Source organism: Terrabacter sp. AAH1 (assembly GCF_054456855.1).
Window position 1 is genome coordinate 98,486 of record NZ_JBTJJV010000012.1, and the last position, 22,991, is coordinate 121,476.

Annotated in this window: 22 protein-coding genes and 1 other RNA gene; 17 read left to right on the forward strand and 6 right to left on the reverse strand. The window is 71.2% G+C overall.

The window, feature by feature from the left end; translation table 11 throughout:
* The first annotated feature begins 100 nt into the window (after positions 1 to 100).
* The 9 genes from ACXR8F_RS16895 (at position 101) to ACXR8F_RS16935 (ending at position 6,372) form a co-directional block, all read left to right on the forward strand.
* Positions 101 to 1,339, forward strand: a complete 1,239-nt coding sequence (locus ACXR8F_RS16895; protein WP_458802209.1) for a CpaF family protein — start codon at positions 101 to 103, stop codon at positions 1,337 to 1,339.
* Complete coding sequence (locus tag ACXR8F_RS16900) at positions 1,339 to 2,205, forward strand: type II secretion system F family protein (RefSeq protein WP_458802261.1); 867 nt, start codon at positions 1,339 to 1,341, stop codon at positions 2,203 to 2,205. The genes ACXR8F_RS16895 and ACXR8F_RS16900 overlap by 1 nt, the downstream gene beginning before the upstream one ends.
* The gene (locus tag ACXR8F_RS16905; protein WP_458802211.1) at positions 2,202 to 3,179 is read left to right on the forward strand and encodes a type II secretion system F family protein; all 978 of its coding nucleotides are present in this window, start codon (positions 2,202 to 2,204) and stop codon (positions 3,177 to 3,179) included. The genes ACXR8F_RS16900 and ACXR8F_RS16905 overlap by 4 nt, the downstream gene beginning before the upstream one ends.
* Positions 3,180 to 3,226: 47 nt before the next feature.
* Complete coding sequence (locus ACXR8F_RS16910) at positions 3,227 to 3,439, forward strand: hypothetical protein (RefSeq protein WP_045192157.1); 213 nt, start codon at positions 3,227 to 3,229, stop codon at positions 3,437 to 3,439.
* A complete protein-coding gene (locus tag ACXR8F_RS16915) occupies positions 3,436 to 3,936 on the forward strand; it encodes a TadE/TadG family type IV pilus assembly protein (RefSeq protein ID WP_458802213.1) in 501 nt (166 codons plus the stop codon). The genes ACXR8F_RS16910 and ACXR8F_RS16915 overlap by 4 nt, the downstream gene beginning before the upstream one ends.
* The gene (locus ACXR8F_RS16920) at positions 3,933 to 4,421 is read left to right on the forward strand and encodes a pilus assembly protein (protein ID WP_458802215.1); all 489 of its coding nucleotides are present in this window, start codon (positions 3,933 to 3,935) and stop codon (positions 4,419 to 4,421) included. The genes ACXR8F_RS16915 and ACXR8F_RS16920 overlap by 4 nt, the downstream gene beginning before the upstream one ends.
* Positions 4,418 to 4,948 carry a pilus assembly protein TadG-related protein gene (locus ACXR8F_RS16925; protein WP_458802217.1) on the forward strand — a complete coding sequence of 177 codons (531 nt, stop codon included), beginning with the start codon at positions 4,418 to 4,420 and terminating at the stop codon, positions 4,946 to 4,948. The genes ACXR8F_RS16920 and ACXR8F_RS16925 overlap by 4 nt, the downstream gene beginning before the upstream one ends.
* 224 nt (positions 4,949 to 5,172) lie before the next feature.
* Positions 5,173 to 5,631: a lamin tail domain-containing protein gene (locus tag ACXR8F_RS16930; RefSeq protein ID WP_458802219.1), complete on the forward strand. Its 459-nt coding sequence runs from the start codon at positions 5,173 to 5,175 to the stop codon at positions 5,629 to 5,631.
* 204 nt (positions 5,632 to 5,835) lie between these two features.
* On the forward strand, positions 5,836 to 6,372 hold the full coding sequence (locus ACXR8F_RS16935) for a matrixin family metalloprotease (protein ID WP_458802221.1): 537 nt from the start codon (positions 5,836 to 5,838) through the stop codon (positions 6,370 to 6,372).
* A gap of 98 nt (positions 6,373 to 6,470) precedes the next feature.
* On the opposite strand, the gene ACXR8F_RS16940 is transcribed toward ACXR8F_RS16935, so the two are convergent.
* Positions 6,471 to 7,400, reverse strand: coding sequence for a hypothetical protein (locus tag ACXR8F_RS16940; RefSeq protein WP_458802223.1), 930 nt, complete (start codon positions 7,398 to 7,400; stop codon positions 6,471 to 6,473).
* A 133-nt stretch (positions 7,401 to 7,533) separates the two neighbouring features.
* Positions 7,534 to 8,763, reverse strand: coding sequence for an alpha/beta hydrolase (locus ACXR8F_RS16945; RefSeq protein ID WP_458802225.1), 1,230 nt, complete (start codon positions 8,761 to 8,763; stop codon positions 7,534 to 7,536).
* A gap of 211 nt (positions 8,764 to 8,974) precedes the next feature.
* Between ACXR8F_RS16945 and prfB the strand changes: the two genes are divergently transcribed.
* From prfB to ACXR8F_RS16980, 7 genes are all read left to right on the forward strand, one after another.
* Complete coding sequence (gene prfB, locus ACXR8F_RS16950) at positions 8,975 to 10,087, forward strand: peptide chain release factor 2 (protein WP_458802227.1); 1,113 nt, start codon at positions 8,975 to 8,977, stop codon at positions 10,085 to 10,087.
* Between the two features lie 97 nt (positions 10,088 to 10,184).
* On the forward strand, positions 10,185 to 10,697 hold the full coding sequence (locus tag ACXR8F_RS16955) for a hypothetical protein (protein ID WP_045192149.1): 513 nt from the start codon (positions 10,185 to 10,187) through the stop codon (positions 10,695 to 10,697).
* Between the two features lie 199 nt (positions 10,698 to 10,896).
* Positions 10,897 to 11,817 (forward strand): cell division ATP-binding protein FtsE, encoded by a 921-nt coding sequence (ftsE, locus tag ACXR8F_RS16960; RefSeq protein ID WP_045192148.1) that lies wholly within the window; start codon positions 10,897 to 10,899, stop codon positions 11,815 to 11,817.
* A gap of 24 nt (positions 11,818 to 11,841) precedes the next feature.
* Positions 11,842 to 12,747: a permease-like cell division protein FtsX gene (gene ftsX / locus ACXR8F_RS16965; protein ID WP_045192147.1), complete on the forward strand. Its 906-nt coding sequence runs from the start codon at positions 11,842 to 11,844 to the stop codon at positions 12,745 to 12,747.
* A 96-nt stretch (positions 12,748 to 12,843) separates the two neighbouring features.
* Complete coding sequence (locus tag ACXR8F_RS16970; RefSeq protein WP_458802230.1) at positions 12,844 to 14,349, forward strand: peptidoglycan DD-metalloendopeptidase family protein; 1,506 nt, start codon at positions 12,844 to 12,846, stop codon at positions 14,347 to 14,349.
* A gap of 123 nt (positions 14,350 to 14,472) precedes the next feature.
* Positions 14,473 to 14,946, forward strand: coding sequence for an SsrA-binding protein SmpB (smpB, locus tag ACXR8F_RS16975; protein WP_045192145.1), 474 nt, complete (start codon positions 14,473 to 14,475; stop codon positions 14,944 to 14,946).
* Positions 14,947 to 15,018: 72 nt separating this feature from the next.
* Entirely contained in the window at positions 15,019 to 16,977 is a 1,959-nt protein-coding gene (locus tag ACXR8F_RS16980; RefSeq protein WP_458802232.1) for a DUF2207 domain-containing protein, read from the forward strand.
* Positions 16,978 to 17,314: 337 nt separating this feature from the next.
* Here ACXR8F_RS16980 and ACXR8F_RS16985 read toward each other — a convergent pair whose 3' ends face one another.
* Both ACXR8F_RS16985 and ACXR8F_RS16990 read right to left on the reverse strand, forming a co-directional pair.
* Positions 17,315 to 17,926, reverse strand: a complete 612-nt coding sequence (locus tag ACXR8F_RS16985) for a hypothetical protein (protein ID WP_458802234.1) — start codon at positions 17,924 to 17,926, stop codon at positions 17,315 to 17,317.
* A 96-nt stretch (positions 17,927 to 18,022) separates the two neighbouring features.
* Positions 18,023 to 21,397, reverse strand: coding sequence for a pyruvate carboxylase (locus ACXR8F_RS16990; protein WP_458802236.1), 3,375 nt, complete (start codon positions 21,395 to 21,397; stop codon positions 18,023 to 18,025).
* 205 nt (positions 21,398 to 21,602) lie between these two features.
* Between ACXR8F_RS16990 and ssrA the strand changes: the two genes are divergently transcribed.
* Positions 21,603 to 21,969: a transfer-messenger RNA gene (ssrA, locus tag ACXR8F_RS16995) on the forward strand.
* Positions 21,970 to 22,013: 44 nt separating this feature from the next.
* Here the strand turns inward: ssrA and ACXR8F_RS17000 are convergent.
* Both ACXR8F_RS17000 and trxA read right to left on the reverse strand, forming a co-directional pair.
* Positions 22,014 to 22,385: a DUF4333 domain-containing protein gene (locus ACXR8F_RS17000; RefSeq protein ID WP_045192141.1), complete on the reverse strand. Its 372-nt coding sequence runs from the start codon at positions 22,383 to 22,385 to the stop codon at positions 22,014 to 22,016.
* Between the two features lie 170 nt (positions 22,386 to 22,555).
* Entirely contained in the window at positions 22,556 to 22,939 is a 384-nt protein-coding gene (gene trxA, locus ACXR8F_RS17005) for a thioredoxin (protein WP_045192139.1), read from the reverse strand.
* Positions 22,940 to 22,991 lie beyond the last annotated feature (52 nt).

The following is a 22,991-nucleotide window of genomic DNA, read 5'->3' on the forward strand; positions in this document are numbered from 1 at the left end:
GGAGCGCGGGTGCTCGCGGGGCGCCTAGCTTGGACGCGCCAGATCCGGTGACACCGGGCAGGATGTCCGCGAAGCAACTCACAGGGGTTCAGGGGAACGCATGTCGACACACGAAGCGGTGCGCCACGTCGAGGGCGAGGTCCGGGAGCTGATCCGACGGTCGGGGCTCGATCCCGCGAGCGACGCCAAGGCCGTCCGCCGTCTCGTGCAGGACGCCGTGCAGGACTACGACGAGCGGTCGCTGCACGGGGGCCTGCCCTCGCTGGGCGACCAGCGGCTCGCCGTCCACTCGATCCTCGCAGTCGTGGCCGGCTACGGGCCGCTCCAGCAGTACTTCGACGACCCGACGGTCGAGGAGATCTGGATCAACGAGCCCAGCAAGGTGTTCGTCGCGCGCGGGGGCATCTCCGAGCTCACCCCCACGATCCTCACGGCCGAGGACGTCCGCGACCTGGTGGAGCGCATGCTGAGGAGCAGCGGCCGCCGCGTCGACCTGTCCAGCCCTTTCGTCGACGCGACCCTCGCCGACGGCTCCCGGCTGCACGTCGTCATCCCCGACATCAGCCGGACCCACTGGCAGGTCAACGTCCGCAAGTTCGTCGTCAAGGCCGACCACCTCGACGACCTCGTGCGGCTCGGCACCATGCCTCGCCAGGCGGCCACCTTCCTCGAGGCCGCGGTCGCCAGTGGCCTCAACGTCCTGGTCGCGGGTGGCACGCAGGCCGGCAAGACGACCCTGCTCAACTGCTTGGCGGCGGCGATCCCGCCACGGGAGCGAATCGTCACGTGCGAAGAGGTCTTCGAGCTGAAGATCCCGCAGCGCGACGTCGCGTCCATGCAGTGCCGCCAGCCCAGCCTCGAGGGCACCGGTGAGGTGCCGCTGCGCCGCCTCGTCAAGGAGGCGCTGCGCATGCGCCCCTCACGCATCATCGTGGGGGAGGTGCGCCAGGAGGAGAGCCTCGACCTGCTCATCGCCCTCAACAGCGGCGTGCCCGGCATGTGCACCCTCCACGCCAACAGCGCCCGCGAGGCGGTCACCAAGATGTGCACGCTGCCCCTGCTGGCAGGTGAGAACGTGTCGAGCAGGTTCGTGGTGCCGACTGTGGCGGCGGCCGTCGACCTCGTGGTGCACGTGGCCCTCGAGCGTGACGGCGTCCGCCGGGTGCGCGAGATCGTCGCCGTGCCCGGCCGCGCCGAGGGCGACGTCATAGAGATCGCCGACCTTTTCGTCACGCGTGACGGGGCGCTGAGGCGTGCCGATGGCTTCCCGCCGCACCGAGAGGCGTTCGAGCGGGCGGGCTACGACGTGGCCGCTCTGCTGGGGCAGGTACACCCGTGATCCCGCCGCTGGCTGTCGGGCTGATCCTGGGCGTCGGAACCTTCTTCGTCTACTGGTCCTTCTGGCCGCAGGAGCCGGCGCGGGAGCGCACCCGTCAGGGCGGCTTCACCGCACAGCTGAGAGACCATCTGCACCAGGCCGGCTACGCGTCGCTGACGCCGGTGAACCTCGTGGTCGGGTCGTTCGTCCTGCTCGCCTTCACCTTCGTGCTCGTGGCCGCCCTGACCCGCGTGGTTCCCATCGCGCTCTGCTTCGGGCTGATGGCCGGCGCGTTGCCGATCTCGCTGGTGCGCATGCGAGCGCGCAAGCGCCGCAACAAGCTTCGTGACCTGTGGCCCGACGTCGTCGACAACATCACCTCCGGCGTACGAGCCGGGCTCGCGCTTCCCGAGGCGCTCTCGCAGCTGTCGGTCCGAGGTCCGGCCGAGCTGCGCCCAGCGTTCACGGCGTTCGCCGAGGACTACCGCACCACCGGGCGCTTCCACGACTGCCTCGACCGCCTCAAGGACCGGCTCAGCGACCCCGTCGGCGACCGCATCGTGGAGTCGCTGCGCATCGCGAGGGAGGTCGGCGGCAGCGACCTCGGCAAGCTGCTGCGCACGCTGTCGTCCTTCCTGCGGGAGGACGCGCGCACCCGGGCCGAGCTCGAGACACGCCAGAGCTGGACGATCAACGCAGCGCGGCTCGCTGCCGGTGCGCCGTGGGTCATCCTCGGCCTGCTGGCCCTCAACGGCAGCTCGCTCGAGGCCTACTCCTCGCCGACGGGCTGGGTGGTGCTCGCCGTCGGGGCCGGGCTGTGCGTCATCGCCTACCGGGCGATGGTCTGGATCGGCCGGCTGCCTGAGGAAGAGCGGGTGCTGCGGTGAGCGGCGCGGCTGGAGGCGTCGTGGACCTGCTGCGCGACGGCTGGTCGTGGACCGGTGCGGCGGCGGGGCTGCTCCTGCTCGCCGGTGTCGCTCTCGTGGTTGCGGGCCTTCCCGCGAGCCGACGCCCGACGCTCGACGACCGCCTCGAGCCCTACCTGCGCGACACGCCCCGGCCGTCCAGCCTGCTGTCGCGGCCGGCGCCGGCCCGGGGTCCGTTCGGCTTCGGCGAGCTGCTCGCCCCCTACGTCAGCCGGCTCGGCGCCCGCGTCGGTGCGGTCATGGGCGGTGCGTCGTCCGTCGAACGACGGCAGCTGCGGGCCGGGCGGCCCGCCGACGTCGACCGGTTCCGTGCCGAGCAGGTCATGGCCGGGGCCCTCGGTGGCCTCGCGGGGCTCGTCTTCACCGGGGTCGTGGCGGTGGCGCAGCGCCGGTTCCCCGTCCCGGTCCTCGTGTCGATGGTGCTCGTCGGGGTCTTCGGCGGCATCGCGGTGCGTGACTACCTGCTCACCCGGGCCGCAACGCGTCGCGAGGCTCGCATGCTGACCGAGTTCCCCACTGTCGCAGAGTTGCTCGCGCTCGCGGTGAGCGCGGGGGAGGGGGCGGTCGGTGCGCTCGAGCGCGTTTGCCGGCTGTCTCAGGGTGAGCTGTCCGACGAGCTCAGGCGGTGCCTCGCCGATGCCCGAGCAGGCGCCAACCTGCCCACCGCGCTCCAGGGACTCGCCGACCGCACGGGCCTGATGAGCCTCACCCGCTTCGTCGACGGCATCGTCGTCGCCGTCGAACGCGGCACGCCGCTCGCCGAGGTGCTCCGTGCCCAGGCGCAGGACGTCCGCGAGGACGGCCGGCGCACCCTGATGGAGCAGGGAGGGCGCAAGGAGATCTACATGATGGTCCCGATCGTCTTCCTCACCCTGCCCGTCACCGTGCTCTTCGCGCTCTACCCCGGCCTCAGCTTCCTGCACTTCCGGCTCTGATCACCTCGAGCCCGTGCAACCACCACACCGATCACAGGGAGAAAGACATGAACCGCATCATCGCCGCCCAGGCCCGCGCCCGAACGGCGTTCAACGCCGTGGGCCACCGCATCTCCGGTCCCCGTGACCGTGGTGACGTGCCCGGCTGGGTCCTCATAACGATCATGACCGCGGGGCTGGTCACCGCCCTCTGGGCCATCGCCGGTCCGCAGCTGGGGCAGCTCTTCAGCGACGCCATCTCCGACGTCAAGGGCCCGTGAGCCTGACGGTTCTCGGCACGCTCCCGACCCCGGCGACGCTGGTCGCGCGTGCCGAGCGGCATGCAGGCACGCACGCGCTCCCGCACGCGCGCGCCTTCGCCTCGAGGGACCGGGGCTCCGCCATCCCGGAGTTCGTGATGGTCGCGGCCCTGCTCCTCTTCGTCGCCATGGGGGTCTTCCAGCTCGGCCTCGCGCTCTACGTGCGCAACACCCTCATCTCCGCGGCGTCCGAGGGCGCGCGCTACGGTGCCCGAGCCGATGCCTCGCCCGGCGACGGTGTGGCCCGCACCGAGGCCCTCATCACCAGCTCTCTCAACGGCTCCTTCGCGGTGGACGTGCGAGGGGCACGCACGGTGACCGACTCCGGGGTGCGTGTCGTCGAGGTCCGGGTCACGGCGCCGCTGCCCGTGATCGGGCCCGTCGGCCCCTCCGGCATGCTCACCGTCTCCGGTCGCGCCTTCAGCGAGGAGCAGGTCACCACGGGGGTGTCCCCGTGACGACTGCCGAACGCCTGCTCGCTCGGGCAGCACGGTGCGGCGCCCGGCGCGATCACCCACGCGTCGGCGCCGACGACGGTCGGGCCATCATCGAGTTCATCTTCCTCGGGATCCTGCTCCTGCTGCCGCTGACCTACCTCGTCCTCACGGCTGCCCGCATCCAGGCGGCGTCGTTCTCGGCCTCGCTCGCCGGGCGCGAGGCCGGCCGTGCCTTCGTGACCGCGCAGTCCGACGACGAGGGCCTGGTCCGGGCCCGTGCAGCGGCGGCCCTGGCCTTCGGGGACTTCTCGTTCGACCAGGGGGCCGCGGTCGCCGTGACGTGCGACGGCCAGCCGTGCCTGCGTCCGGAGGGCAGCGTCACCTCCGTCGCCACCATCGAGGTCCAGCTGCCCCTGGTGCCTGACTTCATCGCCGACCACGTCCCCTCGTCAGTGACGGTCACCTCGACGCACGTCGCGTCCGTCGACAGGTTCGTGGCGCGATGACCCTTGCGTATGCCGCCGGGCGCGCAGGCGCCTGCCCCGCCCCCCGCCGCGTCCTCCGTCGCGTCCTCCGGCGCCTTCGCCCACCCGGTGCGGCGGACGAGGGGCAGATCGGCGTCCTCGTCCTCGGGCTCTTCGTCCTCGTGACGCTCCTCGTCCTTGGCGCCGTCGACGTCACCGCCGCGCAGCTGGCCCGGATGCGCCTGCTCGACACCGCCGACGCGGCAGCTCTCGACGCCGCGGACGCCCTCGACGAGCGCGTGGCTTACGAGGAGGGAGTGCTCGACCGGCTCGCGATCACCGACGGGTCCGTGTCACGGGCGGCTCGCGACCACCTCGCTCGCACGCCGTTGCCCCCGGGCATCACGTCGTGGGCCGTCGTGCCCGACACCGGCACCTCCGACGGCGCCACCGCCGTGGTGACCCTCCAGGGCACCGCCACCCTGCCCATGAGCGGGTGGGTCCTCGAGTCCCTCGGCGGCAGCGTGACGATCACCGTCACCTCCCGGGCACGCGCCCCGCTCGGCTGAGGCTCCAGACGTAGCTGGGTCTCCCGACGTAAAGGGGCAGTTCTCGCAAAACGGACTCACGGGCGTGCTTCTGGCCGTAGCCTCCGAGTCGACGCCCGCGCCGTGCCCAGCACGTCCAAGGTCGGCCGGTGCGGTGCGTCAGGACAGGGATCCGTGGCGCCGCCCATCGGGCGGCGCCACTGGCATGCGACGCGGCCGCCGAGCCGCCCGGGTGAAGGAAGCACATGCACGCGTACGTCAAGAAGGCCGTCGTCGCGGCCACCGGCCTCGGCCTCGCCGTGGCAGCCCCGATCGCCGCCGCCGGCTCGGCCCAGGCCCTGCCCGCGATCATGATCTACAAGGTCCAGTACAACTCGCCGGGGTCCGACACCGGCAGCAACACGAGCCTGAACGCGGAGTACGTCGTCATCAAGAACACGACGCGCACCGACCGGTCGCTCACCGGCTGGACGCTGCGCGACAAGACGGGCTACACGTTCAAGTTCCCCGCCTTCACGCTCAAGGCGGGCGCCACCGTGACGGTGCACACGGGCCGTGGCACCGCCACGGCGACCAACCGCTACTTCGGCTACACCTGGTACGTCTGGAACAACTCCGGCGACACCGCCTACCTCCGGACGGCCGCCGGCACGACGGTCCACACCTGCTCGTGGGGCAGCTCGGGCAGCGCGAAGTACTGCTGACGATCCCAACCCCCCGACGAAAGGCCCAGCCCGCTTGCGCGGGGTGGGCCTTTCCTCGTTCCAGTCCCGGCCGCCCTGTCCACCGAAAGGCCCGCAAAGGTCAAGAGATCGTCAAAAATGCCTCACGCAAGGACGAAGTCGATAATTTGGACAAACAGCGCCACCCCCCGGCGCACGCGGCGTTCACGGAGCAGGAGCACGGACATGAAGCGAATCGTCCTTGTCGCACTCGCGACGGCCGGAGCAGCAGGCATCGCACTCGGTGCAGCCGCCCCCTCGCAGGCCGCCAAGCCGGCCCCGGCCGCCCCCACCGCGGCGTACCTCGGCCGGTGGGCCACGCAGGCCGTCGTCTACGACTCGACCGGTGGCGGCAACTGGTTCCGCATCGCCGAGGCGGTGAGCGAGTGGCGCACCTCCGGGTGGAACGTCGTGACGACGAGCGACCCAGCCGCGGCGAACATCACCGTCGTCGCCCAGGACTCCTCGATCTTCGGGGCGATCGGCGACGCGAGCCCGTCGAGCAGTGGTGGCGTCATCACGTCCTGCGTCGTGCACCTCTCGCCCTCGTGGGCCACGCTCAAGGGCGGCCAGCAGCTGGCCATCCACGAGCTCGGTCACTGCGGGGGTCTGCCCCACTCCAGCTCGAGCAAGAGCGCGATGTACGCGTACACCAGCTCCTCCTCGACCCTGTCCAGCCCGACCCGGGACGACCTCAGGTGGATGGCCGGCAACTACAAGTAGGCCGCCCCTCCGGCGACACGACGAGGGGCCCACGGCAGTCCGCCGTGGGCCCCTCGTCGTGACGGGCACCGGCCAGGAGGCCGTACGCCGTCAGGGCGTCACGGCGTCAGCGCCGTGAGGTACGCGTGCTGGAACCGGAACTGACGCATCGTCGCGTCCTTGTACTGGTCAGAGCCGGACTCGAAGTTGACGTACAGCCAGTCGCTGACCGGCCCGGCAGCGCCGCGCGGCACGTTGACGATGCCCTCGCTCATCGGGGGGATCTCGATCGGGCGACCGTAGGTGCTCGAGCCGATCTTGCGGAACTTCAGGCGGCTGTAGCAGTTTCGGCCGTACGAGGTGCTGAAGATGTAGTGCCCGTCGGCGACGACGGCGCCCTGCACCCGCGTCGGGGTGCTGATCGCCACTGGCGTGCCGGTCGGGGCCTGCGTCGAGGTCAGCCGGTAGCGCCACATCGTCGAGCTCCCGTTGAGGGCGTCGCTGAAGGTGCCGACGTAGAGGTAGCCGCCCGAGGCGGTGTTGTACGAGCTGGCCTTGACCGACCAGGAGCCGTTCGTCTTCAGGGCGGTGTTGTGGGGGGCGAGCTCGAGCGCCCGCAGCGAGAAGCGGAAGAGGTTCCTGCCGTTGGAGCTCGTGGAGAGCAGCAGGCTGCCGCCGGCGACGGAGACCCCACCCATGTGGCCCTCGATCTGCGCGCCGTTGGAGTACTGCACGAAGACCTTCTTGACGAGGGCGCCCGTCGAGCGGTTCTTCACCGCGAGGATGTTCTTGCCCGGCAGCCACGTGTCGTCGCTCAGCGAGGTGATGAGCCAGTCCTTGGCGGGCCAGTACGCCAGGCCCTGTGACACGTAGTCGGTGTTCGTGTAGGGGATGGTCGTCCCCTCGTCGAAGTTGTTGTTGAACCACGTCAGTCCCAGCCGCGGTGGACACACGACCGCGGCCTCGGACGCCGTGGACGTGACCACTCCCATCGGAGCGACGAGCCCGACGACCGCGATGAGCCGCACGAGCGCAGAACGAATGCGCATACCCCTGTCCTTCCCCTGTTTTCCCCTGCTCTGCCGAGTGGCCTGATGCTCACCCGGTGTGCGCATCCTGACCCACCGGGGCGCCGGTGGCAATGGGCAGGACTACCCGTGTCGCCGGCGCCCCGCGAATGCGTCATGACGCATTCAGGAACGTCATCACCGCGTCGTCCCAGCGGCCGCGGTCGCTGTTCCACGACTCCGCGTGCAGCGCCCCGGGGAACTCGACGAGCGTGACGAGGTCGGGGCGGGCGTCGCGCAGCCGCCGCTGGGTGGACGGCGGCACGGTCGGGTCCGCGGACCCCTGCGTCACCAGGGCCGGCACGTCGAGCCAGCCCGTGTCGTCCAGGTAGTCGACGGCGCCCCAGTCGATCCCGTAGCGCAGCGAGGCGATCCGCTCGGCCGACCACAGCAGGGTCCCGGGCACCGCGTAGCCTCCCGGCAGCGCCGCGCGCGCGCCGAAGGCGACGACCTCGCCGAGCGAGAGCATGGGGCAGTCGAGGACGATGCGCGAGACGGCCGAGCGCCGGCCGGACTGCTCGAGGAACGCCGCGACGACGGCACCTCCCATCGACTGGCCCGCGAGCACGACCCGCGTGGCACCGTGCGCCTGCACCCACGCGACGGCTGCGTCGAGGTCGCGCCACTCGGTCGCGCCGTACTGCAGTCGACCCGAGGGATCGGCCGGAGCGGCGGCGTCGTTGCGGTAGCTGATGACGAGCACGGGCAGCCCGGCCCGGTGCGCGGCCTCGGCGAAGCGCAGGCCGTCGAGACGGGTGCCGTTCTGGCCGTGCACGAAGACGGCCGCCGTCCCCGCGACGGCGTCACCGGCAGCGCCGGCGTCCGCCGCGATCCACCAGGCCGGCATACCGGCGACGGTGACCTCACTGAGGGTGAGACCGAGCTCCTTCGACGGGTCGGCGACGAAGTACGCGCGCTCGACCGCCGCGCCCGCGCCGGGCTTCGGCGCGACTCCCGTCACGACCTCGAGGGTGCGGGTGACGGTGCCGTCGGCGTTGACGGTGGCCGGGCCGATGTGACCGGCCCCGCCGTCCCACGCCATGCCGTAGGACGCCACGGCCTCGAAGTTGGAGGCGGCGTCGACGCCCCGCGCCAGGGTGACGCGGTCGCCGTCGACCGCCGTGACGCGTACGTCGTCGTGGGCCGGCGACATGGTGCCCGGCGTCGCGGCAAGGGCCTGGCTCTCGATGCGGCCGGCGAAGTACCAGCCTCCGGCGGCGTGCACGACGAGCAGGAGGGCGGCGAGTCCCGCGAGCCACCAGCGGAGCCGGTGCGGACGACGTCTGCGGGATGTCGTTGCTGCGACGTCGGTTCGTGGCCTGTCGGGCGCGGACCGGATGGTCATGACGCCCACCTCCTCCGCGTCCGTCCGGGACGATACGTGCGCGGGGACGTCGGACGCTCAGCCGTTCCCATCCGACTCTCGTCCCGCCACAGCGCACGGGTCAGAGGACAACGTCCCGCGCCGCCTGTGGCGTCGCTCACCAGTCCCGGCCGCACCGGCCACCGCAGCACCCGTGCACGGCGCGGCCCGTGCTGCCGTAGGCTGTTGGATCGTGGCTGTTGACTTCACGCAAGAGATCAAGGAACTGCGCGCGACGATGGATTCCGTGCGTGGGGTCACCGACCTCGACGCCCTCGGCGTGGCCATCGCCGATCTGGAGAAGCAGGCCTCCGCCCCCGACCTGTGGGACGACCCCGACAAGGCTCAGCAGGTGACGAGCGCGCTGTCTCGCGCCAACTCCGAGCGTGACCGTGTCGTCAACATGGACGCGCGCATCGAGGACCTCGAGACGCTCGTCGAGATGGGCCAGGAGGAGGCCGACCAGGCCACCCTCGACGAGGCCGAGCGTGAGCTCGACGCGCTGCGCAAGGACGTCGGCGAGCTCGAGGTGCGCACCCTGCTGTCGGGGGAGTACGACGAGCGCGAGGCGGTCGTGACGATCCGCGCCGGCGCCGGCGGCGTCGACGCCGCCGACTTCGCCGAGATGCTCATGCGGATGTACCTACGCTGGGCCGAGCGCCACGGCTACCCGACCAAGGTCATGGACACCTCGTACGCCGAGGAGGCCGGCCTCAAGTCCGCCACCTTCGAGGTCAACGTGCCGTACGCGTTCGGCCACCTCTCGGTCGAGGGCGGCACGCACCGCCTGGTGCGCATCAGCCCCTTCGACAACCAGGGCCGCCGCCAGACGAGCTTCGCCGCAGTAGAGGTCATCCCGCTCATCGAGAGCGACGACTCCATCGAGATCCCCGAGAACGAGCTGAAGATCGACGTCTTCCGTTCGAGCGGCCCCGGCGGCCAGAGCGTCAACACGACCGACTCGGCCGTGCGCATGACCCACCTGCCGACCGGCATCGTCGTGTCGATGCAGAACGAGAAGAGCCAGATCCAGAACCGCGCCGCCGCCCTGCGCGTGCTCCAGTCGCGCCTGCTCCTCCAGCGCAAGGCCGAGGAGGCGGCGGTGAAGAAGGAGATGGCCGGCGACGTCAAGGCGAGCTGGGGCGACCAGATGCGCTCGTACGTCCTCAACCCGTACCAGATGGTCAAGGACCTGCGCACCGAGTTCGAGACCGGCAACCCGGCAGCGGTCTTCGACGGTGACATCGACGGTTTCATCGAGGCCGGCATCCGCTGGCAGATCGGCCAGAACCGGCGCCAGGGCTGACGTCCCGGGCCTGCGGTCCGAAGTCGCGTTTCGGCGGGCGGGAGTCCCTCATCACTCGTAGGGTCGCGTCATCGGCTCCACCCGAGAGGCTCCACCCATGTCTTCCCTCCACGTCCTCCGGCGCGCCCTGACGACCCTGGTCGCGGCCGCCGCCACCGTCCTCGTCACCGTCGGTCCCGCGTCTGCGGCCCCAGCGGCCCCAGCGGCAACGAGCGCCGCCGCCCCGAGCGCGGTCGCCGCCACCTCCGCGCCGTGCTCCAGCGTGCGCCAGATCGGCGACAAGAAGGTCGTCGCCGACCTCGGCATCTCCGCCTTCACGGTGCGCCAGTACATCGGCTGGTGCCGCGATGCCGGCGGCTCGACCTGGATGAACTTCGCCTCCGTCTACGTGTGGGACCAGTACCACGCGCGGGGCACGGCCTACCGCTCGATGGTCGGGGTCGCCGTGCGCGGCGAGCCCGACACTCGCGGGTTCACCACGGGTGCGCTGCGACAGCAGCTGAGCTACTCCGTCCCGGTGCGCACCACCGCGCTGTGCACCCAGGGCTGGGGCAAGCTGGCGCGCTCCGGCGCGGAGTCCGCGCAGGGCCTCACCACCCTCGTCTGCTGACTGCCGGACGGCGCCCGGCCGCCACGCCGGGGCTGCCGGTTTTCCACGGGTTTCGCCGCCGCGGCCCGTAGCCTCGGAGACGGTCCTGCGCTCCCGCCCACGTATGCCGTCCACGCTTGCCGTCGACGTATGCCGCCCGGGTGGCCGCCCAGCCCGACCGCTGTCCCGCTGCAGTCCAGTACGAGTCGAGGCCCGACGCATGATCCTCTTCGAGAACGTGACGAAGACCTACCCCCGCACGACCCGTCCGGCGCTCGACGACGTCAGCCTCGAGATCCCGCGGGGCGAGTTCGCCTTCGTGGTGGGCACGTCCGGCTCGGGCAAGTCGACCCTCATGCAGCTCGTCATGAAGGAGCAGGACGCCACGCGCGGCCGCATCCTCGTCGCCGGTCGCGAGCTCGACCGGCTCCCCGAGCGCAAGGTCCCGGCGCTGCGCCGCGAGATCGGCTGCGTCTTCCAGGACTTCCGGCTGCTGCCCAACAAGACGGTGTTCCAGAACGTCGCCTACGCCCTGCAGGTGCTCGGCAGCAGCCGCGCGCGCATCCGCCAGACGGTGCCCGAGACGCTCGAGCTCGTCGGCCTCGCCGGCATGGAGAAGCGACTGCCGCACCAGCTGTCCGGCGGCGAGCAGCAGCGGGTCGCGATCGCCCGCGCCTTCGTCAACCGGCCGCCGGTCCTGCTCGCCGACGAGCCCACGGGCAACCTCGACCCCGACACGAGCCTCGGAATCGTGCAGCTGCTCGACCGCATCAACCGCACGGGCACCACGGTCGTCATGGCCACGCACGACACGGTCACCGTCAACGCCATGCGCAAGCGCGTCATCCGGCTCGACCGCGGCGTGCTCGTCAGCGACATGGAGGCCGGCGACTACACGACCGGGTCGATCCCGCGCGTCCGGCTCGACGAGCCGGACGAGGCGCCCCGCCCGCTCGGTGCCGACACCCCGGACGTCGCCGACGGCTTCGACGACGCCGACCCGACGGCATACGGCGACGGGGATGCAGGGGCCGAGGTCGACTCCGACGCCCTGCCGCCCATCGGCCGCGACGCCGACGAGCCGCGCCCTCGTGGAGGGATCTTCAAGCGGCACAAGGCCGTCCAGACGAGCGACCGCTGACCGCGAGACGGAGCCAGACACACCATGCGATTCCAGTTCCTCCTCGGCGAGATCGGCAACGGCCTGCGGCGCAACCTGTCGATGGCGGTCTCCGTCGTCATCGTCACGATGATCTCGATGTACCTGCTGGGGCTCGGTCTCATGGGCCAGCGGCAGGTCGACACCATGAAGGACTACTGGTACGACCGCGTCCAGGTCACCGTCCTGCTCTGCGCGGAGAAGACCCGCTTCACCAACTGCGCGGGTGAGCCGACCACCGAGGCCCAGCGCGAGGCGATCAAGGCCGAGCTCGAAGCGCTCAAGCCGACGGTGAAGGAGGTCTACTACGAGTCGCGCGACGAGGCGTACGAGCGGTTCAAGCAGACCTACAAGAACTCGCCGCTCGCCCGGGCGGGGGAGTCGTACTTCGCCGACTCGTACCGCGTGAACCTCAACGACGCCGGCAAGTTCGACGTCGTCGCCAGCTCGATCAAGGGCATGCCCGGCGTTGCCGACGTGCAGGACCAGAAGAAGCTGCTCGAGAAGTTCTTCACCTTCATGAACACCGTCTCGTGGGCGGCCATCGCGCTCTCGTCGCTCATGGTGCTCGCGGCCGTCATGCTCATCTCAACGACGATCCGGCAGACGGCGTTCAGCCGGAGACGCGAGACCGGCATCATGCGCCTCGTCGGTGCCTCGAACTTCACGATCCGCTTCCCGTTCGTCATGGAGACGGTGCTCTCCAGCGTGCTCGGGGCCGTGCTCGCGATGGGCATGCTCTGGGCGACGGTGCGCTACGGCGTCGTCGGCTTCCTCAGCCAGACCCTCACCGACACCGCCTTCATCGGCGTGGCCGACGTCTACTACGTCGCGCCGTTCGTCGTGCTGGGCGTCGTCGTGCTGTCGAGCCTCACGTCGTGGGTCACGCTGCGTCGCTACCTGCGCGTCTGACGCATTCCCCGTCGCCGCCGCGGGCGAACCGGCACAATCGTGCCGAACCCTCCCCAACTCCAGTGGCGTGTGGTACCAATGACACGTATGTGGCTCATGAGGCGTGATTCCCAGCGCAGGCCCGCGACCGCTCTGACGGCCGCCGGCCTCGTCGTCGCGTGCACCGTCTCGGTCGGCACCGGCCTCGCCGCACGCGCCGACTCGGTCTCGGACCAGAAGAAGCGCAACGACAAGCGGATCGCCGCGCTCGGGCAGCAGCTCGAGGGCACCAACGCCGCCCTCGCCCGGGCCTACGTCAACCTCGAGCGCACCAACGCCGCCCTCCCGATCGCCCAGCAGCGGGTCGCCTCCGCCCAAGCCACCCAGGCACGTGCGCAGGCTGCGCAGGTCGCGGCCGAGGCCACCGAGGCACGCGCCATCGCCGCCGAGGCCAGTGCGCGCGCCCACAACGAGGAGGTGGCCCAGAAGCTCGCGGTCGCCCAGGCCAACGAGCAGCGCGCCAAGGAGCGCCTCGCCAAGAGCGCGACCGACCTCGTCTCCAGCCAGGACGCCCTCGACTCCTACGCGGCCGAGGTCTTCCAGGGCTCGAGCCAGGAGTCCCAGCTCGGCATGGTCTTCGGCTCGACGTCGCCGCAGGACTTCGCCGACCGCCTCGTGATGGCCGACACCGCCAGCGCCGTCGCGAGCGACACCATCGACAAGCTCGCCGCCATGACGGCCGACAACACCTCGACCCGCTCGTACCTCACGTCGGTGCGCGGCGAGATCGCCGAGCTCAAGCGCCAGGCCGAGGCAGCCCTGCGCAGCGCTGAGGCTGCTGCCGCCGCCGCGACCGACGCCAAGAACCAGGCGATCGTCGCCAAGAACAACGCCATCACCGCCGCCCAGAACGCGGCCGCGGCCAAGACCCAGCTCGACCAGCTCAAGTCGAAGCAGTCCACCTACGCCGCCGACCTCGCGGTGCAGCGCAAGAGCGAGGCGGCCGAGCTGTCCGCAGCCCGTGCCGAGTCCGCGCGCCTGCAGGCCATCCTCGTCGAGCGCGCCCGCAAGGCCCGCATCGCCGAGCAGAAGCGGCTGGCCAAGCTGCGCGCCGAGCGGGCCGCCAAGATCCGAGCCGAGCGAGCCAAGGCTGCGGCCGCGAAGAAGCGCGGTCAGGTCTACGTGCCCAAGACGCCGCCGCCCGTGCAGAACACCGACAACACGCCGTCGAACTACCTGACCTACCCGGCCAACGGCCCGACGACCTCCGGCTTCGGCATGCGCTGGCACCCGGTGCTGCAGAAGTGGATGCTCCACGACGGCCTCGACTGGGGCATCGCCTGCGGCACCCCGGTGTATGCCGCCGCGCCGGGTGAGGTCATCCGCGCCGGCTGGCGTGCGAGCGGATGGGGCAACCAGGTCCTCATCGACCACGGCATCCACCGGGGCGTCGACCTCGTCACGAGCTACAACCACCTGTCGAGCATCGTGAAGTTCGGCGGCAGCGTGCAGCGTGGCCAGCTCATCGGCTACTCGGGCACCACCGGCTACTCGACCGGCTGCCACCTGCACTTCGGCACCTACGAGGACGGCACCCCGGTCAACCCCCGCCGCTGGCTCTGACGGCTCGCCTCAGGCCCGGCGAAACCCGCTCTGAGAAGAGCAGCCCTTCGGGGTAGCGTTGGTGCGCCCACCGCGCCCCGCGGCGGAGCAGAACCGCGCAGCCGCAGTCGGAAGGACGGTCCGGTGCCCAAGGAGAAGGGGCGGTCGCTCGTCGCGAGCAACCGCAAGGCCCGACACGACTACCTCATCGACGACACCTTCGAGGCCGGCATCGTGCTGTCCGGCACCGAGGTCAAGGCGCTGCGCATGGGGCGCGCCTCGCTCGTCGACGGCTTCGCGATGTTCACCGGTGACGAGCTCTACCTGGAGAACGTCCACATCCCCGAGTACCTCAACGGCACGTGGAACAACCACGCCCCGCGCCGCAAGCGCAAGCTGCTCCTGCACCGCGCCGAGCTCGAGAAGATCGCGCAGAAGACGCGCGAGAGCGGCCGCACCATCGTGCCGCTCTCGCTGTACTTCAAGGACGGCCGTGCCAAGGTCGAGATCGCGATCGCGACCGGCAAGAAGGAGTACGACAAGCGGCACGCCCTGCGCGAGCGGCAGGACCGTCGCGAGGCCGACCGCGCCATGAGCGCGGCCAACCGGCGTCGCTGACCAGCCCGGAACCTCACGCACCCGGGCAGCGTCCGGTGTCAGGATGCAGGGACGACGACTGGAGGGACCCTGATGATCGGATCGAGCGTGCGGCGCGGCAGGCGCCTCGGCGTGCTGGCCGTGCTCCTCGCGGCCGCGGTGCTGCTGGCCGGCCCGGGGGTCGCCGCGCACGCTGCCACCGACGAGGGGATGGACTCCTACGCCGCCGTCTACGACCTCCAGCCCGACGGGAGCATGAAGGTCACCGAGACGATCACGTGGCGCTTCCCGAGTGGTGCCGAGAAGCACGGCATCTTCCGCAACATCGTCGTGCGGATGGGCTGGAACGACGAGGAGGACCGCTACCGCTACTTCGACCTCACCGACGTCGACGTCTCGAGCCCGAGCGGCGCCCCCGACGCCTTCCGCGTGAGCGACAACGGGGCCTCCAAGGAGATCCGCATCGGGTCGGCCGACGAGTTCACGAGCGGCACCCAGGTCTACGAGATCCACTACACGCTGCACGACGTGCTGAACCCCATCACCGCCGACGGCCGGCCGGCCACGGGCACGGCCCCGGCCGACACCATCGAGCTCTACTACAACGTCTTCGGCGCCAACGAGATGACCGAGCGCGACCGGGTGTCGGTCACCGTCAACGCCCCGGCCGGGTCGACGAGGGTCGCCTGCTACCAGGGCGTCACGCGCTCCGACACCCCGTGCCAGGCCACGTCCGGCGAACCGGCGAGGTTCTCGGCGCAGGGCCTCACGTCGGGTGAGGCCATGTCCGTCCTCGCGTCCTACCCGGCGTCGGCCTTCGGCGACGTACGGCCCGACGTGCGGCAGGGCAGCTCGGGCTCGTCGGTCGGGTCGGCCGCGGCGCCCGCCGCCAACGCCGCCGCCTGGCTCGGTGGCATCGGCGCCCCCGTGCTGGCGCTGGCCGTCATGGGCACCCTCGTGTGGACCCGTGGCCGTGACGAGCGCTACGCCGACGTCACCCCGGGCCTGTCGCCGTCCTTCGGCACCGGGGCCGCCGGCGACGGCACACCGGCCGCCCCCACCGTGCGCGGCGGGTCCACCACGGTGGCCGTGCAGTTCCAGCCGCCCAGGGGCGTGCAGCCCGGCATGGTCGGCACCATTCTCGACGAGACCGCCAACCCCATCGACGTCTCCGCGACGCTGATCGACCTCGCCGTGCGCGGCTTCCTGCGCATCGAGGAGAACGACTCCGGCGGCATGTTCAGCCGCACCGACTGGACGCTCACCCGGCTCACGCCGCCGGCCGCCGAGCGACTTCTGCCCTACGAGCGCCAGCTGCTCGACGGCGTCTTCTCCAGCCGCGGCGACACGGTCCGCCTGTCCGAGCTGAAGAACACGTTCGCCAGCACCCTCAAGCGCATCCAGTCCGAGATGTACCAGGAGGTCGTCACCCGCGGCTGGTTCCGGTCCTCGCCGCAGACGCAGCGCGGCGTCTGGCAGGGCCTCGGACTCGTCCTCGCGGTGCTCGGCGGCCTCGTCCTCTTCTACGGTCGCCCCGCCCTCAGCGCCCTCCTCGGCGGTGGCTTCACCGGCGGCATCGCGCTCGGGATCGGCCTCGTGCTGTCGGGCCTCATCGTCTGGTTCCTCGGCGGCCGCATGGCCGCCAAGACGGCCGAGGGGTCGGCCGTGCTCGCGCAGTCGCTGGGCTTCAAGGAGTACCTCACGACCGCCGAGGCGGGGCAGATCGAGTTCGAGGAGGCGAGCAACATCTTCAGCCGCTACCTCCCGTATGCCGTCGTGTTCGGTGTGGCCGACCGGTGGGCCAAGACGTTCGCAGACGTCGCGAAGGCGGCCGAGGCCGCGAACCAGCCCCTCATCATGCCGACCTGGTACGTCTGGAGCGGCAACGCGTTCCCCGACTTCACGAGCATCGCCGACGGGGTCGACTCGTTCTCCACGACCTCCACGGGCACGTTCACGTCGACGCCGGGATCGTCCGGCTCGTCAGGCTTCTCCGGCGGTGGCGGCTTCTCCGGCGGCGGTGGTGGCGGCTCGTCGTCCGGCTCCTGGTAGCTCGGTCCGAGCAGAGGCTCCCCGGCGGCCCGCACGTCCCGACGCGAGGGCGAGCAGCGCGCCGATGCCCGCCACGACGCCGCAGAGGGGCCAGATCAGTCTCGGCTGGGCGGCGTACACGATCCCGCCGAGCGGCGGCCACCCCGACCCCGAGCCGGGTGAAGCCGAAGACGACGAAGCCGGCGGCCACGAGCACGTAGCCCGTGGCGATGAACGGGAGCGCGGCGCGACCGCGTCGTACGCGCCACGCTCTTCCCGATCCCCGACGTCACGGGTTCGGTCGGCGACGCCATCGAGATTGTCCGTGCCCTCCGGCACGAGGGCGACGGCGATGCCGCTAGCGCACGCGGCTGAGCCGGCCGGTCCTGCCTTCCCCGAGCTCGGTGCGGTAGGCCAGCACGTCGTCGCCGAGGACGAACAGCTCCCCGTCCCCACGGGGCACGCACTCGGGCGCGCTGCCGGGCGCGTACGACGGGATCGCGAACTCGAAGACGGGCCCGTCGCTGACGTGCAGGAGCTGGAGGGTGCCGACGCACGCCGGGTCGGCGGTCGACAGGGTGCCGCAGTCTGCACCCTCGCTGCACGAGTCCGTGACGACGAGGGTCATCGGGGTGCGCTGGTCGCCCAGCCGCGCCACGCCGGTCCAGGTGCCCGTCAGCTGCTCGAGCGCAGCGGCCCTGGGTGGCGGCACCGGCGCGGGCGCGGGGGTCAGGAGAGCGTCATCGGCCTCGACCCCTGGCCTCGAGATGGTGCCGGCCCCCGACGTCGACACGACGGCCGCGAGGTCCCGGCCGGTGGCCGGAGGCGGCAGCAGGCGGGTCAGCACGTTCACCCCGCCCGTGATGGCGAGCGCGCACAGCGCCATGACGAGCGCCCATCCGGCCGCGCTGAGTCCGCGTCCGCGGCCCGAGCCGGCCGCGGGCCTTCTCGGCTCCTGAAGACCGATCATCACGCACCTGCCCAGACGTCCCGACCGTTCGAGCGTACCCACGCCCGGACGGCCCCCACAGGAGAACGCCGGGTATGCCCGCCCTGGAGATCCGGCTCAGCCGATGACGACCAGCAGGTCGCCCCCCTCGACCTGCTGGTGCGTGCCGATCGCCAGACGCGAGACCGTGCCGCCGGTGGGGCTGGTGATGTTCGCCTCCATCTTCATCGCCTCGATGGTGGCCACGACGCCTCCCGGTTCGACGGTGTCGCCCTCGGCGACGGCGAGCGTGACGACCCCGGCGAACGGCGCCGCCACCTGGCCCTTCGCACCGGGGTCGGCCTTCTCGGCCGACTTCACGTCGGCCTCGACCGACCGGTCGCGCACCTGGATGGGGCGGAACTGACCGTTGAGGGTGCACATGACGGTGCGCATGCCCTTGGAGTCGGCCTCACCGACCGACTGCACGCCGATGAGCAGCCGCTTGCCCTGCTCGATCTCGACCTCGTACTCCTCGCCCTGCTCGAGGCCGTGGAGGAACAGGGCGGTGCCGAGCACGGAGAGGTCGCCGTAGGACTCGCGCGAGCGCTCGAACTCCGACGTCGGTCCGGGGAAGAGCAGCTGGTTGAGGGTGCGTCGCGGCGTCTCGGCGAGCGCGACCTCCTGCTCGGGTGTCAGCTCCGTCAGGCGCGGCCTCGACCGGCGCCCGGCCAGGGCCTTGGTGCGGAACGGCTCGGGCCAGCCTCCGGGCGGGTCGCCCAGCTCGCCGTTGAGGAAGCCGATGACCGAGTCGGGGATGTCGAAACGCTGGGGGTCGTCCTCGAAGTCCTTCGGGTCGGCCCCGGCACCCACGAGGGCGAGCGCGAGGTCGCCGACGACCTTCGAGCTGGGCGTCACCTTGACGATGTTGCCGAGGATCCGGTTCGCGGCGGCATACATGTCCTCGACGGCCTCGAAGCGGTCGCCGAGCCCCAGCGCGATGGCCTGCTGGCGCAGGTTGCTCAGCTGCCCGCCGGGGATCTCGTGGAAGTACACGCGGCCGGTGGGGGAGTCGAGACCCGACTCGAACGGTTTGTAGACGTGGCGCACCGCCTCCCAGTAGGGCTCGAGCGCGAAGACGTGCTCGATGTCGAGCCCGGTGGGCCGTGCGGTGTCGTCGGTGGCCGCGACGAGGGCCGAGAGCGACGGCTGGCTGGTCGTGCCGGCCATGGTGGCCGTCGCGGCGTCGACCGCGTCGACCCCGGCCTCGATGGCGGCGAGCAGCGTGCCGACCTGGCCGCCGGCGGTGTCGTGGGTGTGCAGGTGCACCGGCAGGTCGAACCGCTCGCGCAGGGCGGCGACCAGGCGGGCGGCCGCCGGGGCGCGCAGCAGCCCGGCCATGTCCTTGATGGCGAGCACGTGGGCGCCGGTGTCGACGATCTGCTCGGCGAGGCGAAGGTAGTAGTCGAGCGTGTAGAGCCGCTCTCCCGGCGACATGAGGTTGCCGGTGTAGCAGAGCGCGACCTCGGCGACGGCCGTGCCGGTGCCGAGCACCGCCTCGACGGCCGGCCGCATCTGCGACACGTCGTTGAGGGAGTCGAAGATGCGGAAGATGTCGAGCCCGGTCGCCGCCGCCTCGCGCACGAAGGCGTCGGTGACGGCCGTCGGGTAGGGCGTGTAGCCGACCGTGTTGCGCCCGCGCAGCAGCATCTGAAGGGGGATGTTGGGCATCGCCTCGCGCAGCGCCGCAAGGCGTTCCCACGGGTCCTCGGCGAGGAAGCGCAGGGCGACGTCGTAGGTGGCTCCGCCCCAGGCCTCCATCGACAGCAGCTGTGGCGTCAGGTGCGCGACGTGCCGGGCGACGTGGAGCAGGTCGCGGGTGCGCATGCGCGTCGCGAGCAGCGACTGGTGGGCGTCGCGGAAGGTCGTGTCGGTGACCGCCACGTCGTTCGCCTCGCGCAGCGCCCGGGCGAAGGCCTCCGGGCCGTCGGCGACGAGCCGGTCGCGCGAACCGGGCGGCAGCGGTGCGTCGGGAAGCTGGGGGAGCTTGTGCCGCGGTCGGATCCGCGTCGTGACGGGACCGTTCGGCTGGTTCACCGTGACGTCCGCGAGGTAGGTCAGCAGCTTGGTGGCGCGGTCGGCGCCGACGCGCGCGGCCAGCAGCTCGGGGCGCTGGTCGATGAACGTCGTCGTGGCCAGCCCCTGCTGGAACACCGGGTCGCCGAGCACCGCCTCGAGGAAGGGGATGTTCGTCGAGACGCCGCGGATGCGGAACTCCGCCAGCGCACGCTGGGCGCGTCGCACGGCGATGGGGAACGTCATGCCGCGGCAGGTGAGCTTGACGAGCATCGAGTCGAAGTGCGCGCTGACCTCCGCCCCGACGAAGACGGTGCCGCCGTCGAGGCGCACGCCGCTGCCGCCGGCCGAGCGGTAGACGGTGATGGTGCCCGCGTCGGGACGGAAACCGTTGGCGGGGTCCTCGGTCGTGATGCGGCACTGCAGCGCGAAGCCCTTGGTGCGGATGTCGTCCTGCCGCAGCCCCAGCGTCTCGAAGCTCTCGCCCGACGCGATCTGCATCTGGGTGACGACGAGGTCGATGTCGGTCACCTCTTCGGTGACGGTGTGCTCGACCTGGATGCGGGGGTTCATCTCGATGAAGACGTAGCGGCCGTCCTCACCGAGGAGGAACTCCACGGTGCCGGCGTTGACGTAGCCGATGGAGCGTGCGAAGGCGACGGCGTCGGCGCACATCCTCTCGCGGATGGCGGGGTCGAGGTTGGGCGCCGGAGCGATCTCGACGACCTTCTGGTGCCGCCGCTGGAGCGAGCAGTCGCGCTCGTAGAGGTGCACGGTCTCGCCGGTGCCGTCGGCGAGCACCTGGACCTCGATGTGGCGCGGGTTGACGACCGCTTCCTCGAGGTAGAGCGTCGGGTCGCCGAACGCCGACTCGGCCTCGCGCTGGGCGGCCTCCAAGGCGTCGCGCAGCGTCTCCCGGCCCTCGACGCGCCGCATGCCGCGGCCACCGCCGCCGCTCACGGCCTTGACGAAGACGGGGAAGCCGATCTCGTCGGCCGACCGCTCGAGCGCGTCGAGGTCGGTGCCCGGCTCGGAGCCGCGCAGGGTGGGCAGCCCCGCCTCGCGGGCGGCCGCGATGGCACGCGCCTTGTTGCCGGTCAGGTGCAGCACCGCGGCGGGCGGCCCGACGAAGGTGATGCCTGCGGCGTCGCAGGCCTCCGCGAGCAGCGGGTTCTCCGAGAGGAACCCGTAGCCGGGGTAGATGGCGTCGGCGCCGGCCTCGACCGCCTTGGCGACGATCGCCTCGTGGTCGAGGTACGCGCGGACCGGGTGCCCCTCCTCGCCGATCTGGTAGGCCTCGTCGGCCTTGAGCCGGTGCTCGCTCTTGCGGTCCTCGTACGGGAAGACGGCGACCGTGCGGGCGCCGAGCTCGGTCGCGGCCCGGAAGGCCCGGACGGCGATCTCGCCTCGGTTGGCGACGAGAACCTTGCGGAACATCGGACCTCCAGGGTCGGGCGGCTCGGTGGTCCACGACGACCACGCCCCGCAGCCTAGTGGCGGGTGCGAACGGCCGAACCCGGTCGACCACGGGTCGGAGGCGGGAATGGCTTGGACCCGTCGAGCGTTCCTCCTGCATACTGTGGTCTCCACTCCGGTGGAGCAGCAGGTTGAGAACTGAACAGCGTGACGTGGACACCCCCATGGGGGTGATCGGTTTCGACGGTGGTCGACACATCAGGGGAAGCGGGTCGAGGATGCAGGGTTATCTCGTTAACGCTCCTTGCAAAACAATAGGTGCCAATTCCAAGCGCACCGACTTCGCCCTCGCCGCCTGAGCGAGCCCCGAAGTCTGTCAGCCTGAGCTAGTTTCCGACTCAGTGCCTGGCATCAGCTAGGAAACTTGCTGCGCAGTCATGTTGGGGGGCTGTGCGGGACTCTTACTCAACTGGGCCTGTCAGGGGACGTGTGCGTGCGAGCCCTGAGGCCGAGAAAAGCCGTAGCGCACTGCACCCGGAGAAGTCCTGGTCTCTCGTCATCGGACGCGGGTTCAATTCCCGCCACCTCCACCACCTCGTGGTGGCCACGTCACGCTGTTCCTCAGCCCGCACGTCCGTCACGCGACGCGCTTGAGCTCGTAGTGACCGTCGGCCTTGGTGAACGTCGCCCGCACCGTCACCTTCTTGCCGTTGAGCGTCAGGTGGCAGTCCGTGTGCGTGCCCACCTTGAGGTTCGGGAAGTTCGCGCATGTGACGCCCGAGACCGTGTCGGACGGCGAGCTCGCCCTGGCGCGTGCCACGATCCGAGCGGCGAGGGTCTTGCCGCTCGTCGCCGGGTTGAAGACGAGGACCGACGGCGCGGCCGTGACCGTCTTCGTCACCGTCGGCGTCGCTGCGGGCGAGCCCTGCGAGCAGGCGCCGAGCGCCAGAGCGCTCGCCGCCGCGACCACGAGGGCGAGCCTCGCCTTGTCGTGCGTCCGATCACGCATCAGTGCCTCCCCGCGCCGTCCTGCCGTGCGCCCCCCCCGCGCGGCGTGGGTCAAGTATCACGGGGTCGTAGCCGGTGCACAGCCGAAACGGCGGAGTACGCGAAGAGGGCGCCCCGGCGGTCGGGGCGCCCTCTTGCGTATGCCGTGTGCCGGCGGATGGCCGTCGGGACTCAGGCCTGCTCGGGCGCCGCGGCCTCGGCGGCCATCTGCTGCTTGATCGGAGCCATGTCGAGGGCCTTGACCTGCTCGATGACGTCCTGCAGCGCCGACTGGGGGAGTGCTCCCGGCTGGGCGAAGACGAGCACGCCCTCCTTGAAGGCCATCAGGGTCGGGATCGAGGTGATGTTGGCGGCCTGGGCGAGCGACTGCTCGGCCTCGGTGTCGACCTTGCCGAAGACGATGCCCTCGTTGTCGCCGCTCTGCGAGGCCGCGTCGTAGACCGGGGCGAACTGGCGACACGGGCCGCACCAGGACGCCCAGAAGTCGACCAGCACGATGTCGTTGTCGAGGACGGTCTTCTCGAAGGACTGCGCGGTCAGGTCAGTGGTAGCCATGTCTCTCCCAACGGACGAGCCGTGGTGGGTATTCCGTGCGGTGGCCGTGCTC

Coding starts and splice junctions, on each gene's coding strand:
- ACXR8F_RS17000 (WP_045192141.1), bottom strand. CDS start 22,385: ATGCGTGATCGGACGCACGACAAGGCGAGGCTCGCCCTCGTGGTCGCG.
- ACXR8F_RS16930 (WP_458802219.1), top strand. CDS start 5,173: ATGCACGCGTACGTCAAGAAGGCCGTCGTCGCGGCCACCGGCCTCGGC.
- ACXR8F_RS16990 (WP_458802236.1), bottom strand. CDS start 21,397: ATGTTCCGCAAGGTTCTCGTCGCCAACCGAGGCGAGATCGCCGTCCGG.
- ACXR8F_RS16985 (WP_458802234.1), bottom strand. CDS start 17,926: ATGATCGGTCTTCAGGAGCCGAGAAGGCCCGCGGCCGGCTCGGGCCGC.
- ACXR8F_RS16895 (WP_458802209.1), top strand. CDS start 101: ATGTCGACACACGAAGCGGTGCGCCACGTCGAGGGCGAGGTCCGGGAG.
- ftsX (WP_045192147.1), top strand. CDS start 11,842: ATGCGATTCCAGTTCCTCCTCGGCGAGATCGGCAACGGCCTGCGGCGC.
- ACXR8F_RS16955 (WP_045192149.1), top strand. CDS start 10,185: ATGTCTTCCCTCCACGTCCTCCGGCGCGCCCTGACGACCCTGGTCGCG.
- ACXR8F_RS16910 (WP_045192157.1), top strand. CDS start 3,227: ATGAACCGCATCATCGCCGCCCAGGCCCGCGCCCGAACGGCGTTCAAC.
- ACXR8F_RS16980 (WP_458802232.1), top strand. CDS start 15,019: ATGATCGGATCGAGCGTGCGGCGCGGCAGGCGCCTCGGCGTGCTGGCC.
- trxA (WP_045192139.1), bottom strand. CDS start 22,939: ATGGCTACCACTGACCTGACCGCGCAGTCCTTCGAGAAGACCGTCCTC.
- ACXR8F_RS16945 (WP_458802225.1), bottom strand. CDS start 8,763: ATGACCATCCGGTCCGCGCCCGACAGGCCACGAACCGACGTCGCAGCA.
- ACXR8F_RS16970 (WP_458802230.1), top strand. CDS start 12,844: ATGAGGCGTGATTCCCAGCGCAGGCCCGCGACCGCTCTGACGGCCGCC.
- ACXR8F_RS16940 (WP_458802223.1), bottom strand. CDS start 7,400: ATGCGCATTCGTTCTGCGCTCGTGCGGCTCATCGCGGTCGTCGGGCTC.
- ftsE (WP_045192148.1), top strand. CDS start 10,897: ATGATCCTCTTCGAGAACGTGACGAAGACCTACCCCCGCACGACCCGT.
- ACXR8F_RS16925 (WP_458802217.1), top strand. CDS start 4,418: ATGACCCTTGCGTATGCCGCCGGGCGCGCAGGCGCCTGCCCCGCCCCC.
- ACXR8F_RS16935 (WP_458802221.1), top strand. CDS start 5,836: ATGAAGCGAATCGTCCTTGTCGCACTCGCGACGGCCGGAGCAGCAGGC.